General features: G+C 71.6%; 13 protein-coding genes and 1 pseudogene. 7 read left to right on the top strand and 7 right to left on the bottom strand.

Features of this window, described 5'->3' with window-relative positions; all coding sequences use genetic code 11:
• The first annotated feature begins 9 nt into the window (after positions 1 to 9).
• Positions 10 to 714, top strand: a complete 705-nt coding sequence (locus ACIGYR_RS14100; protein ID WP_399598878.1) for a DUF2238 domain-containing protein — start codon at positions 10 to 12, stop codon at positions 712 to 714.
• Between the two features lie 56 nt (positions 715 to 770).
• On the opposite strand, the gene ACIGYR_RS14095 is transcribed toward ACIGYR_RS14100, so the two are convergent.
• The 5 genes and pseudogenes from ACIGYR_RS14095 to ACIGYR_RS14075 form a co-directional block, all read right to left on the bottom strand.
• Positions 771 to 1,265, bottom strand: coding sequence for a DUF6328 family protein (locus tag ACIGYR_RS14095; RefSeq protein WP_391847861.1), 495 nt, complete (start codon positions 1,263 to 1,265; stop codon positions 771 to 773).
• Positions 1,266 to 1,314: 49 nt separating this feature from the next.
• The gene (locus ACIGYR_RS14090) at positions 1,315 to 2,298 is read right to left on the bottom strand and encodes an aldo/keto reductase (RefSeq protein WP_399598873.1); all 984 of its coding nucleotides are present in this window, start codon (positions 2,296 to 2,298) and stop codon (positions 1,315 to 1,317) included.
• A 176-nt stretch (positions 2,299 to 2,474) separates the two neighbouring features.
• Positions 2,475 to 3,080 carry a TetR family transcriptional regulator gene (locus tag ACIGYR_RS14085; protein WP_391847859.1) on the bottom strand — a complete coding sequence of 202 codons (606 nt, stop codon included), beginning with the start codon at positions 3,078 to 3,080 and terminating at the stop codon, positions 2,475 to 2,477.
• An 85-nt stretch (positions 3,081 to 3,165) separates the two neighbouring features.
• Complete coding sequence (locus ACIGYR_RS14080; protein ID WP_399598869.1) at positions 3,166 to 4,659, bottom strand: MFS transporter; 1,494 nt, start codon at positions 4,657 to 4,659, stop codon at positions 3,166 to 3,168.
• Between the two features lie 126 nt (positions 4,660 to 4,785).
• A pseudogene (locus ACIGYR_RS14075) lies at positions 4,786 to 5,025 on the bottom strand (FAD-binding monooxygenase); the annotation flags it as partial.
• A gap of 401 nt (positions 5,026 to 5,426) precedes the next feature.
• On the opposite strand from ACIGYR_RS14075, the gene ACIGYR_RS14070 reads away from it, so the two are divergent.
• Complete coding sequence (locus ACIGYR_RS14070; RefSeq protein WP_391847857.1) at positions 5,427 to 5,804, top strand: tyrosinase cofactor; 378 nt, start codon at positions 5,427 to 5,429, stop codon at positions 5,802 to 5,804.
• A gap of 35 nt (positions 5,805 to 5,839) precedes the next feature.
• Positions 5,840 to 6,661: a tyrosinase family protein gene (locus tag ACIGYR_RS14065; RefSeq protein WP_399598865.1), complete on the top strand. Its 822-nt coding sequence runs from the start codon at positions 5,840 to 5,842 to the stop codon at positions 6,659 to 6,661.
• On the opposite strand, the gene ACIGYR_RS14060 is transcribed toward ACIGYR_RS14065, so the two are convergent.
• Both ACIGYR_RS14060 and ACIGYR_RS14055 read right to left on the bottom strand, forming a co-directional pair.
• Complete coding sequence (locus tag ACIGYR_RS14060; protein WP_391847855.1) at positions 6,662 to 7,357, bottom strand: ribonuclease H; 696 nt, start codon at positions 7,355 to 7,357, stop codon at positions 6,662 to 6,664.
• Between the two features lie 34 nt (positions 7,358 to 7,391).
• Complete coding sequence (locus ACIGYR_RS14055; RefSeq protein WP_391847854.1) at positions 7,392 to 8,186, bottom strand: VOC family protein; 795 nt, start codon at positions 8,184 to 8,186, stop codon at positions 7,392 to 7,394.
• 315 nt (positions 8,187 to 8,501) lie between these two features.
• Between ACIGYR_RS14055 and ACIGYR_RS14050 the strand changes: the two genes are divergently transcribed.
• The 4 genes from ACIGYR_RS14050 to ACIGYR_RS14035 are packed head-to-tail and all read left to right on the top strand — an operon-like array spanning position 8,502 to position 12,905.
• Positions 8,502 to 9,944, top strand: coding sequence for a family 2B encapsulin nanocompartment shell protein (locus tag ACIGYR_RS14050; protein WP_399598863.1), 1,443 nt, complete (start codon positions 8,502 to 8,504; stop codon positions 9,942 to 9,944).
• Positions 9,945 to 9,960: 16 nt separating this feature from the next.
• Positions 9,961 to 11,013 carry a family 2 encapsulin nanocompartment cargo protein terpene cyclase gene (locus tag ACIGYR_RS14045; protein WP_399598860.1) on the top strand — a complete coding sequence of 351 codons (1,053 nt, stop codon included), beginning with the start codon at positions 9,961 to 9,963 and terminating at the stop codon, positions 11,011 to 11,013.
• Positions 11,014 to 11,066: 53 nt separating this feature from the next.
• The gene (locus tag ACIGYR_RS14040) at positions 11,067 to 11,945 is read left to right on the top strand and encodes a geranyl diphosphate 2-C-methyltransferase (protein WP_399598857.1); all 879 of its coding nucleotides are present in this window, start codon (positions 11,067 to 11,069) and stop codon (positions 11,943 to 11,945) included.
• A 54-nt stretch (positions 11,946 to 11,999) separates the two neighbouring features.
• A complete protein-coding gene (locus ACIGYR_RS14035) occupies positions 12,000 to 12,905 on the top strand; it encodes an aminoglycoside phosphotransferase family protein (protein ID WP_399598854.1) in 906 nt (301 codons plus the stop codon).
• Positions 12,906 to 12,928: the final 23 nt, after the last annotated feature.

The following is a 12,928-nucleotide window of genomic DNA, read 5'->3' as shown; positions in this document are numbered from 1 at the left end:
GGCGCCACGATGGGGGGCGACGACGCCCCCGAGGCAAGGAGCTCCGCCGTGACCGCAGTGCACTCCGCCCCGCTCCCGACGCCGCGCCGCGTGCCGCCCGCCCTCTTCGCCGGCGTGGTGGCCGTGGGACTGGCCGTGTCGGCGTGGGGCGCGCGCGACCGTACCACCTGGTTCCTGGAGACCGTGTGGGCGCTGGTGGGCCTGCCCCTGGTGGTACTGGCCTGGCGGCGCTTTCCGCTGACGGGGCTGCTGTGCGGGCTGCTGACCGTGCACGCGCTGGTCCTCGCGGTCGGCGGGCACTACACCTACGCCCAGGTCCCGGCGGGCGACTGGGTGCGCGACACCCTCGGCCTGGACCGCAACCCGTATGACCGCTTCGGGCACCTGATGCAGGGCTTCGTCCCGGCGGTGCTGGTCCGCGAACTGCTCGTGCGTACCTCGCCGTTGCGCGGCAGCCGCTGGCTGGCGCCGCTCACCGTGTGCGCCTGTGTGGCCTTCAGCGCCTGCTTCGAGCTGCTGGAGTGGCTGGCGGCCGAGGTGGGCGGGCACGGAGCGGACGCGTTCCTCGCCACTCAGGGCGATGTGTGGGACACCCAATGGGACATGTTCTGCGCGCTGATCGGTGCCGTGCTGGCCCTGCTGCTGCTCAGCCGGGTGCACGACCGTCAGCTCCGCGCTCCGGCGGGCGGCACGGCAGCGCACCGTGATCGGTGAGGTGCCCCGGCTGACCGCCGGGTCGACGGCAGCCACGGGGCCTCGGGGTATGCGCCCTACTCGCCCGAGCGGGCCGTGTGCTTGCGGCGGGCCCATAGGGGCAGGCCGTACCAGCACGCGAGGTACCAGGCGACGACGGCCGCCACCAGGTACGGGACATACCCGTCGTGCGTGGCCACCCGGAGGATCAGCAGCAGGGACGACGTCATCGTGGCCAGCAGCAGGACCAGGCCGACGAACGTCATCCGGGAGGCCAGCCGCACCGCCTGCGGCTTGACCCGGCGGCCGGAGACCAGGCGGTGCAGGGACACCGGGCCGATCAGGGCACCGGTCGCACAGGCCCCCAGGACGACCGTCACGATGTAGATCACCTGGTCCGGGGTCGCCAGGCGCCCGTACTTCGGCTGGAAGACCACGGTCAGCAGGAAGCCGAACAAGATCTGTACACCCGTCTGGGCCACCCGGACCTCCTGGATGAGCTCGCCCCACATCCGGTCGGCCCGCTCTTCCTCGGTCTCGTCGCGCCCCCTGCGCTGTTCCTCCTGCGTCATGCGGTGCGTGTAACCGCCCCACCGTTCGTTCAAACGGTCGGCGTCCAGCTCACCAGCGCTGCTCGACCTGGTCCTTGATGCGGCGGTCGTAGAGTTCGCGGATCGCGGTGAAGGTCTCCCGCGGCAGCGGTGGCAGCTTGGCCGCGGCGGCGTTGGCGCGGGCCTGCTGCGCGTTGCGGGCGCCGGGGATCACCGTGGTCACGCCGTCCTGCTCGATGATCCAGCGCAGCGCCAGCTGGGCCGGGGTGTACCCCTCCGGGGCGAGCGCGGCGAACTCGGCGGCGGCCTCGACGCCGGTGCCGTAGTCGACGCCGGAGAAGGTCTCGCCCTGATCGAACGCCTCGCCGTGCCGGTTGAAGGTGCGGTGGTCGTCGGCCGCGAACACCGTGTCCTTCGTGTACTTGCCGGACAGCAGCCCGGAGGCGAGCGGCACGCGCGCGATGACGCCGACGCCGGCCTCGCGGGCGGCGGGCAGCACCTCGTACAGGGGCTTCATCCGGAACGGGTTGAGGATGATCTGCACGCTCGCCACGTTCGGCCGGGCGATCGCGGTGAGCGCCTGGTCGCAGGTCTCCACGCTCACCCCGTACGCGGCGACGCGCTCCTCCTCGACCAGGGTGTCCAGGGCGTCGAACACCGCGTCCGAGGAGTAGACCGGCGTGGGCGGGCAGTGCAGCTGCACCAGGTCGATGCGGTCGACCCCGAGATTGCGGCGTGAGCGGTCGTTCCATTCGCGGAAGTTGTCCAGGACATAGTTCTCGGGGATCTGTTCGACCCGGCGGCCCATCTTGGTGGCCACGAGCACGTGCAGGTCCGGACGGCCGCGCAGGAACGAGGCGATGCTCTCCTCGCTGCGTCCGTCGCCGTACACGTCGGCCGTGTCGAAGAAGGTGACCCCGGCCTCGGCCGCCGCCTCCAGGACGGACAGGGCCTCCTTGTCGTCCACGTCGCCCCAGTCGGCGCCCAGCTGCCATGTGCCGAGACCGACGACCGATGCCCACTGACCCGACCTGCCGATTACGCGTTCGTCCATGGCGTCAGTGTGTCATCCGGCACGGTCCCGCGGAGCCGGCCGTTCCGCCGGGTCCGTCCCGGGACCGGCCGGTCCTCCGGGGCCCTGCCGACCGGTCCCGACGTCACCGGGTGAGCCGCATCACGGGGTGAGCCGCCCGGCCCCCACATCACGGGGTGAGCCGACCGGCCCCGACGTCACGGGGTGAGCCGGCCGCCGGGCGTCAGCTGCGCCTGTACGGCGGGCCCGTAGCGGTCGGCGACGGCGTCGGCGTCGGTATCGCGCAGGTGCGGTCCGCGGGCGATGCCGTACATCACCCCGAGGCCGACGAGGGCGGCGACCGCCAGTTCGGCGCGCAGGCCGGCGTCGGGGCCGGTGAGCCGGGCGGCGAGGCGTTCGGTCACCTGGGCGCGGAAGTTGGCGCGCAGCACGTCGCCGTGGTCGCCGTGCAGCGGGGCGAAGGCGATGCGCAGCAGCGGGTCGGCGCCCCGCTCGCGCTGGCTGGACAGCACGTGCCGGACCATGTGCCGGCCGAGGTCGTCCAGCGGGGCGTCCAGCAGGTCGTCGGCGTCGGTGTCGAAGGACATCACGCGGGCGAAGAGGGCGTCCTTGTTGCCGAAGTACTTCAGGATCAGCGGCGGGCTGACACCGGCCCGGTCGGCTACGGCCTTGAGGGTGATGTCGGCGTGCGCGTGCCGGGCCAGGAGGAAGCGCGCGGCCTTCAGGATGGCGTCCTTGGTGGCCTCGGCGTCCCGGCGTGCGGGGGCGGGCACCTGACCGGGTGGCGTGCTCATGGTCCTCATGCTCCCTCCGCCATATCACGTTCCCTCCGCTCCTCACGCTCCCTCCAGCGCCGGGGTCCTCACGTTCCCTCCGCCGCCGGGGTCCTCACGCTCCCTCCAGCGCCTCGTCGCGTGCGCCCCGGGTGGCGCCCCGGTCCCTGCGGGTGGGGCCGGCGTCGCCGTCGCCCGGGATGGACAGGGCCGCCGCGCAGGCCGCGAGGGCGACGACACCCGCGACGGTGAAGGCGAGCTGGTAGCCGTGGAGGGTGGGCAAGGGGACACCGCCGAGGAGGCTGCTGTGATGGACGAGGACGGCTGCGACGGCCGCGCTGGAGACGGCCTGGCCGATGGTGCGCATGAGGACGTTGACGCCGTTGGCGGACGCGGTCTGGGCGGCCGGTACGGCGCGCAGGATGAGGGTCGGCAGCGCCGAGTAGGCGAGCGTCGTGCCGGTCGCCACCACCGTGGCCCCGAGGATGATCATCCACAGGTCGCGACTGTCGGCGATGCGCAGCGCGTACCCGCAGGCGATGACGGCGGCACCCAGCGCGAGCGTGATCCGCGGGCCGCGCGCGGCCGAGATACGGGCTGACAGCGGCGAGAACAGCAGCATGGTGACGCCGCCGGGCAGCAGGCAGAGTCCGGTGGCGACGATGGACAGGCCGAGCCCGTACCCGGTGGCCTTCGGTGCCTGCACCAGCTGGGCGGTGACCAGGGAATTGGCGTAGAAGGCGAACCCGGTCAGCAGGGCCGCCACATGGGACAGGCCCACCCGGGGCCGGCTGACCAGGCGCAGGTCGACCAGCGGCCGTGCGGTGCGCAGCTGGTGCCACCACCACAGGGCGAGGACGACCACGGAGCCGAGGAAGAGTCCGAGGACCCGGGCGCTCCCCCAGCCCCAGGTGCCGCCCTGGGAGACGCCGAGCAGCAGGCAGACCAGCCCGGCCGCAAGGCCGAGCGCGCCGAGGACGTCGAACCGTCCGGGCTCGCGCACCGGCGACTCCTTCACCGCCCACCAGGTCGCCGCGACGCCCGCCGCGCCGAGGGCGCTGGTCAGCCAGAACATGGTGTGCCAGTCGGCGTACTGCACGACCAGCGCGGCGAGCGGCAGGCCGAGCGCGGCGCCGATGCCGACGGTGGAACTCATCAGTGCCACCGCCGAACCCCGGCGCTCCGGCGGGAGTTCGTCGCGCAGGATGCTGATGGCGAGCGGGACGACGGAGGCGGCGGCGCCCTGGAGCGCGCGGGCGGCGATGAGCACGCCGATGTCGGAGGAGAGCGCGCACATGACGGATCCGACGGTCATCAGGGCGAGTGCGGCGGTGAGCACCCTGCGCTTGCCGTACATGTCGCCGGCCCGGCCGAGCACGGGGGTGAGGACGGCGCCGGAGAGCAGGGTCGCGGTGACCGTCCAGGAGACGGTCGCGGCCGAGGCGCCGGTGAGCCGGGGCAGGTCGGGGAGCAGGGGGACGACCACGGTCTGCATGACCGCCATGAGGATGCCGCCCGACGCCAGCACCGGAATGGTGAGCCGGTCGCGCAGCCGGGGCGCCTGCGGACCGGTGCCGGGCGGCGGGGATATCGGGGCTGGCTGATCCATCGGCGCTCCTGCGGGCGGCACGGATTGGAGGTGAATAACAATTCACTGTATCGAGTGAATGCCCATTCACCAACCGTGCCGCGGGCGCGGGTGACGGCTCAGGCCGGGTGGTGCTCCAGGAGCGCGCTACCGCCGGCGGGCGTGCAGGGCGCGGGCCGCGCGGGGGCCGAGCCAGCGCTTGAGCCTGCGCAGCGGTTCCAGCCGGCCGGCCGCCTTGTCGAGGCCGTAGTACAGCTGCGGCGGGACGTACGGCAGCAGGGGCGAGTGACGCCGGCCGAGCAGGGCGAACATCCGATGCGGGGGCAGCTGGATGTAGGGGGGCAGGTTCTCGTACCACTGGGAGCTGTAGCGGGCCGCGCTCTGGATGCCGCTTGAGCAGGATGGCGAGGTAGAGGCCGGCGGGCCCGCCTCCGACACAGACGACCTTCACGTGTACACCCCTGACAGTCACCCGACGTGGTCGATCGGCACCGGCAGGTAGCAGGGTGTCGGCCCGCCCGATCGCGTCAGCTTGTCGCGGTGAGCCACGCCACTCGGGCGGGCGCCAGCCGGAAAGGATCATCGGAAACCCGGGCGGCCCGGCAAGGAATTCCCCGTTCCGGGGTGAACCGGCACCTCCGCGCAGCAAGATCATCTTGGTTCAACTCTGTAGGACAATTAACCAATTGTCCGGATCGCAGCCAACCGGTTCCGGGCGATTTCTTCCGCTCCATGACATCCCGATAGGCATGCGGGGTCACACCGGACCACTGTTCAGGAGGACCCGCATGCCCGACATCACCCGGCGCCGCGCGCTCACCACGGCAGCCGCCGTCGCCGCGACGGCCTCGGCCGTCGCCCTCGCCGCGCCCGCCGCGTCGGCCGCCGGCCACCACGACCACACCATGGCCGACTCGTTCGACGAGGTCTACAAGGGCCGCCGCATAGCGGGCGGCCCGGCGAGCGGCGGTGGACACCACCACGGACACGGCGGCGGGTACGAGGTGTTCGTCGACGGCGTGCAGCTGCACGTGATGCAGAACGCGGACGGTACCTGGATCAGCGTCGTCAGCCACTACGACCCGGTGGCCACCCCGCGCGCCGCGGCCCGTGCCGCGGTGGACGAGCTACAGGGCGCACAGCTGCTGCCGTTCCCCACCAACTGACCGCCCTCGCAAGGACTTCCGGAGCACCGCGCACCATGACCGTACGCAAGAACCAGGCCACCCTGACCGCCGACGAGAAGCGGCGGTTCGTCGCCGCCCTCCTGGAGCTCAAGCGCAACGGGCGCTATGACGAGTTCGTCCGCACGCACAACGAGTTCATCATGTCGGACACCGACAGCGGCGAGCGGACCGGCCACCGCTCCCCCTCCTTCCTGCCCTGGCACCGCAGATTCCTGCTCGACTTCGAACAGGCACTGCAGTCCGTGGACTCCTCCGTCGCGCTGCCCTACTGGGACTGGAGCACCGACCGCACGGTGCGTGCCTCGCTGTGGGCGCCGGACTTCCTCGGCGGCACCGGGCGCAGCTCCGACGGCCGGGTGATGGACGGCCCGTTCGCCGCGTCCGCGGGCGCCTGGCCGATCAACGTGCGCGTCGACGGCCGTACGTTCCTGCGCCGCTCCCTCGGCACCGGCGTGCGTGAGCTGCCGACGCGCGCCGAGGTGGAGTCGGTGCTGTCGATGGCGACGTACGACATGGCGCCGTACAACAGCGCCTCGGACGGTTTCCGCAACCACCTGGAGGGCTGGCGCGGGGTCAACCTGCACAACCGGGTGCACGTCTGGGTCGGCGGGCAGATGGGCACCGGTGTCTCCCCCAACGACCCGGTGTTCTGGCTGCACCACGCCTACGTCGACAAGCTGTGGGCGGAGTGGCAGCGCCGGCACCCGGGTGCCTCCTACGTGCCGACGGGCGGCACGCCGGACGTGGTGGACCTCGACGACACGATGAAGCCGTGGAACGACGTGCGCCCGGCGGACCTGCTCGACCACACCAGGCACTACACGTTCGACGTCTGATCAGGCCCCGGCGGTGGCGCACTCCGGATGGCCCCAGCCCTGCGCGTTCTTGGCGATCTTCTCGCCGGCCGCGTACGACCGGCCGCACAGGCAACGGCCGGGGAACTTCGCCTTGATGGTGCGGGAGGACGCGGTACCGCCGGTGCGGGGTGCCTTCCGGCGGGGCGCCCCGGCCGCCTTCGGGGTGTCCGGCGACGGCGGGGGTTGCGCCGAGCCGAGCGCGCTGCCGGCCGGTTCCTGGACGGAGGCCGCCTGGCTGGCCGCGCGGTCGGCGAAGTCGTTCAGCGGGTCGCCGTCGACCTGGTGGGCGGGAACGTAGCGGAACTCCACCGACCGGCCGTCGAGGAGTTCGTCGATGCGGACGACCAGGTCCTGGTTGGCCACGGGCTTGCCGGCGGCCGTCTTCCAGCCGTTGCGCTTCCAGCCGGGCAGCCAGGTGGTGACGGCCTTCATCGCGTACTGGGAGTCCATCCGGATCTCCAGCGGCACGTCCGGGTCGACGGCCGCGAGCAGCCGCTCCAGAGCCGTCAGTTCGGCGACGTTGTTGGTGGCCCGGCCGAGCGGGCCCGCCGCCCAGCGGGCGGGGGTCCGCTCGTCGTCGTCCGAGACCACCCATGCCCATCCGGCCGGCCCGGGGTTTCCCTTCGAAGCCCCGTCGCACGCGGCCACCACACGTTCACGCATGTGCTCGATCATGCCACGACCGCGCAGGAGAGCTGTTCCGGACCGGTCATACGTCCTTGATCGCGGGCATCTCGCCCTCGGTGGTCGTGATGTCGATCACCGAGAAGTTCGCCCCCTGCGGGTCGCTGAGCGCCGCGAACCGGCCGAAGGGGCTGCTCATCGGCCCGAACCGAAGGACCCCGCCGAGCTTGGTCGCCCGGTCGACGGCCGCGTCGCAGTCGTCGACGGTGAAGTAGACGTTGACGTACGAGGGCACCTCGGGCGGGAAGTCGTCGGTCATCCGCATCCGGCCGAGGACCGTGTCCTCGCCGATGTCGAACATCCGGAAGTCCACCGCGTCGTCCTCGATCTCCTTCATCCGGTACGGGAAGACGGCGGAGAGGAACGCGTCCGCCTGCTCGGGCTCACGGGTGAACACCTCCGCCCAGCAGTAGGCGCCGGGCGTGGCCATCGCCTCGAAGCCCTCGTGGGTGCCCGCCTGCCACACCCCGAACACCGCCCCGCTGGGCTCCCGGGCCAGGCACATCGTGCCGAACTCGCCGACCTGCATCGGCTCCATCAGCACCTCGCCGCCGTTCTCCCGGATCCTCTCCGCGGTGGCGGCGGCGTCCGGCGAGGCGAGGTACAGGCACCACTGCGACTGGCCCTCCTGGCCGGGCATGGGCGGGACGACGGCCGCTACGGCCTTGCCGTGCACGTATGCCTGGGTGTAGTTGCCGTACTCCGACGACGACTCGCCGAAGGTCCAGCCGAGGACGTCGCCGTAGAACCTCTTCGCTCCCTCGACGTCGCTGAACATCGCATCGGCCCAACAGGGCGTTCCCTCGGGTTGCACGGCCATGGTCGGAGCCCTCTCGGTCAACTGGATGGTCCCGCTACATCACGCTAGTCACCCCGCGGTCCCGCCGCGCGCCGAAGCCGAGGGCCGAAAACCCGGGCGCCCCAGGGGTACGGGGGCGAAACACCGGCGCGCGATCACCCCACCCCGCACAGAACACTCTCAACGGGGTGTTTACGCCACACAGTGATCGAGACCGCCCCTTTCACGCTGTACCGGGACATCGCGCGCGCTGTTTGGCTGGTCCGAGCGCGCCGCCACCCTGCGCACCGCCGACCGATCCACATCACCCCTGTCCGCCTCTCCGCAGGAGGGAATGTGTCCACTCCGGACATCGCCATCGGTTCCGCAGTCGACGAACCCGATCCCGGGCCCCCGGCAGACGCCCCGCTCACCAGCCTGAGCACCCGGGCGGCCCGGCAGCTCACCACCACCACCAAGTCCGAACCGCAGATGCAGGCCATCACCTCACGGTGGCTGCTGAAGACCCTGCCGTGGGTCGACGTCAAAGGCGGCGCCTACCGGGTCAACCGGCGTCTGCAACTGCGCACCGGTCGCGGACGCGTGCACTTCGAGCAGAACGGCGCCGACGACATCCGGGTCGTCCCGGAGACACTGACCGAGCTGCCGATCCTGCGCGGCTACTCCGACATGGAGGTACTGCGGGAGATCGCCACCCGCTTCCAGCCGCGGGAGGTACGCCCCGGCCAGGTGCTGTTCGAGGCGGGACAGCCGGTCACCGAGGCATACCTCGTGGCACACGGACGCTTCACGCGCTATGCCGAGGGAAAGTACGGCGCCGAGGAGATCGTCGGCGTCGTCACGGGCGGCGACCAGATGGGCGACGAGGCGGTCGGCCAGTCCGATCCGCTGTGGCTGACCTCCGTCCGGGCGGAGACCGCCGGTGTGGTGCTGGCGCTGCCCTGGGCGGTCGTGGAGGAGTTCAGTGAGCGGGCGCCGTCCCTCGCGGCCCACCTGGCGGCGTACGTCGAGCGGCAGCACCGGCCGATGAACCGCAAGGGCGAGGCGGAGGTGCCCGTACAGGCCGGCCATGTGGGCGAGCCGACCCTGCCGGGCGGTTTCGTCGACTACGAACTGGCCCCGCGCGAGTACGAGTTGTCACTCACCCAGACCGTGCTGCGCGTGCACACCCGGGTGGCCGACCTCTACAACGACCCGATGGACCAGACCGCCCAGCAGCTGAGGCTCACCGTCGAGGAGATCCGCGAGCGGCAGGAGTGGGAGCTGGTCAACAACCGGGAGTTCGGGCTTCTGCACAATGTCGACTACAGCCAGCGGATCAGCACCTTCACCGGACCGCCGACGCCGGACGACATGGACGAGCTGCTGTCGATGCGGCGCAGGACGAAGGTCTTCCTCGCCCACCCGAAGGCGATCGCGGCCATCTTCCGGCAGTGCAACAAGCGGGGCCTGGTGCCCGGCACGGCGAGCGTGGACGGGCACGAGGTGCCCGCCTGGCGAGGGGTGCCGATCTTCCCGTGCAGCAAGATCCCGATCACCGAGAACCACACCAGCAGCATCATCGCGCTGCGCACCGGCGAGGCCGACCAGGGCGTGATCGGTCTCCACCAGACCGGCATTCCCGAGGAGTACCAGCCGGGTCTGAACGTCCGCTTCATGGGCATCGACACCGCCGCGATCATCAACTACCTCGTCACGGCCTACTACTCACTGGCCATCCTGGTGCCCGACGCGGCCGGGATCCTGGAGAACGTCCAGCTCGGCCGGACGGCCGAGTGACGGACCGGAGCACGTCATGAGCGCATCGACGCACACCTACCGGCTGCCCGGCCCCCCCGACATCGCCCGGAGCATGCGCAGGGACCGGCGCACCGGGACGATTCCCGGACTGCGCCACCGGCCGGCCGCTCCCGCCGACCCGCAGAAGGCCGCCGAGATCGACCGCCGGCTGGAGACCTGGGCCCGCGGTCTCGACCTGTTCCCGGAGGCGTGGAAGGGGGACTTCTCCGGCTTCCAGTTCGGCCGCGCGGTCGTCCTTCAGCATCCGGGCGCACTCGACCTGGAGCGCCTGACGGTCGCCGGCCAGCTGCTGCTCGCCGAGAACGTCGTCGACTCCTGCTACTGCGAGGAGGACGAAGGCCGGGGCGGCGCGCGGCGCGGCCTCGGCGGCCGGCTGATCATGGCCCAGTCGGCGATCGACCCTTACCACGGCGTCCCGGAGCTGGAGGAGGAGTGGCGCCAGGGCGTACGGGCCGACGGTCCGCTGCGCTCCTACCACTTCGCCCTGGCCGACTACGCCGCCTTCGCCACCCCGAGCCAGACCGCCCGGTTCGTGCACGACATCGCCCGGCTGCACCTGGGGTACCTGGCGGAGGCCGCCTGGGCCGAGACCCGGTACGCGCCCCGGGTCTGGGAGTACCTGGTGATGCGGCAGTTCAACAACTTCCGGCCCTGTCTGTCGATCGTCGACGCGGTGGACGGCTACGAACTGCCCGAACAGGTCTACGCCCGGCCCGAGATCCAGCGGATCACGGCCCTTGCCTGCAACGCCACCACCGTCGTCAACGACCTGTACTCCTTCACCAAGGAGCTGGCCGGCGACCCGACCCACCTCAATCTGCCGCAGGTGGTCGCCGCCAACGACCGCTGCGGGCTGAAGGCCGCCTATCTGAAGTCCGTCGAGATCCACAACCGGATCATGGACGCCTTCGAGCAGGAGTCCGCCCTCCTGTCGGGCACCTCGCCCCTCGTGGAGCGCTACGCCCGGGGGCTCGCCGCCTGGGTGGCCGGCAACCACGAGTGGCACGCCACCAACACCCACCGCTACCACCTGCCCGACTACTGGTAACCGCATCGCCTCTCGGAACGAAACACCGTCACATGTGCAACAAGGAGTCACCGTTGACGACCGTGCCCTTCGCCCGGACCGCATCCGTTCCCGTGCCGGCCCAGTCCACGTACCAGAGCCGCGTCGCCGACTACTGGAACGCCGAGGAGAACCCGGTCAACCTCGAACTCGGCAAGATCGACGACCTCTACCACCACCACTACGGGATCGGGGCGGCCGACCGCTCGGTGCTCGACGAACCGGACGCCGGCCTGCGCCGGGAACGCATCACCACCGAACTGCACCGGCTGGAGCACGCCCAGGCCGAACTGCTCGCCACCCACCTGGGCCCGCTCTCCCCGGCCGACCGGGTCTTCGACGCCGGCTGCGGCCGGGGCGGCGGCAGCGTCGTGGCGCATCTGCGCTACGGCTGCCACGCCGACGGGGTCACCCTCTCGACGAAACAGGCGGACTTCGCCAACGAACAGGCCCTCGCGCGGGGCATCGGCGACAAAGTGCGCTACCACCACCGCAACATGCTCGACACCGGGTTCGAGACCGGCGCGTACGCGGCGTCCTGGAACAACGAGTCCACCATGTACGTCGAGCTGGACCTGCTGTTCGCCGAGCACGCCCGGCTGCTGCGCCGCGGCGGACGCTATGTGGTGATCACCGGCTGCTACAACGACACCTACGGGCAGGCGTCCCGTGAGGTGTCACTGATCAACGCGCACTACATCTGCGACATCCATCCGCGGTCGGCGTACTTCCGCGCGATGGCCCGGAACCGGCTGGTGCCGGTCCACGTCGAGAACCTGACGGAGGCCACCATCCCGTACTGGGAACTGCGCAAGGAGGCGGACCACCTGGTCACGGGGATCGAGGACACCTTCCTGTCCGCGTACCGCAACGGCAGCTTCCAGTACCTGCTCATCGTGGCCGACCGGGTCTGAGCCCGGCGTAATTCCGTCGACAGCGAGGGCGTCGAGACGCTGGGATGGGCTCCGATGAGTGCCTTCGACAGCCAGAAGCCGCGCAGGATGCACGCGGACGAGGCCGACCTCGACGCCCCGCTGGTTCAGCGCCTGATCGCCCGCCGGTTCCCGGAGTGGGCAGCCCTGCCCGTACGGCGGCTCGCGTCCTGCGGGACCGAGAACGCCATGTTCCGGCTGGGCGCCGACCTCGTGGTACGGCTTCCCCGGCGTCCCGCCGCCGTGCCGGACGTGCTGCGCGAGCAGCACTGGCTCGGCCTGCTCGGTCCGCTGCTGCCGGTGGCGGTGCCCGAACCGCTGGGGGTGGGCGGGCCGGACGAGGAGTTCCCGTGGCCCTGGGCCGTCTACCGCTGGCTGGAGGGCCGTAACCCGGTGGCGGGGGCCGTGGCGGAGCCGGAGCGGCTCGCCGAGGATCTCGGGGCGTTCGTGCGCGCGCTGCGCCGGGTCCCACCGGAGGACGGGCCGCCCGGCTACCGGGCCGGTCCCCTGAAGGACCGTGCCGAACCCACCCGCGCGGCCATCGCCGAGCTGGCCGGGAGGGTGGACACCGGCGCGGTCACCGCCTGCTGGGAGCAGGCCCTGCGGACCCCGGAGCACACCGGGCCGCTATGGGCCCACGGGGACCTGGCTCCCGGGAACGTGCTGGTCGACGGCGGCCGGCTCAGTGCTGTGATCGATTTCGGCACCGCCGGGGTCGGCGACCCCGCCGTGGACCTGATCGTGGCCTGGAACCTGCTGCCCGCGTCCGCCCGGGACACGTTCCGCGAGGCTGTCGGCGCCGACGACGCCCAATGGGCGCGCGGCCGGGGCTGGGCGCTGTCCATCTCGCTGATCCAGCTCCCGTACTACTGGCACACCAACCCGGCCCTGGCCGAGAACTCCCGGCACGTGATCGCCGAGATCCTCGCCGAGGCCGGGTGACGCGGCGGCGGCCGGCCGGCCAC

Source organism: Streptomyces sp. NPDC053076 (assembly GCF_044546845.1).
Classification (GTDB): domain Bacteria; phylum Actinomycetota; class Actinomycetes; order Streptomycetales; family Streptomycetaceae; genus Streptomyces.
The sequence above is the reverse complement of the archived record's forward strand: the minus strand, read 5'-3'. Positions and strand labels throughout refer to the sequence as shown.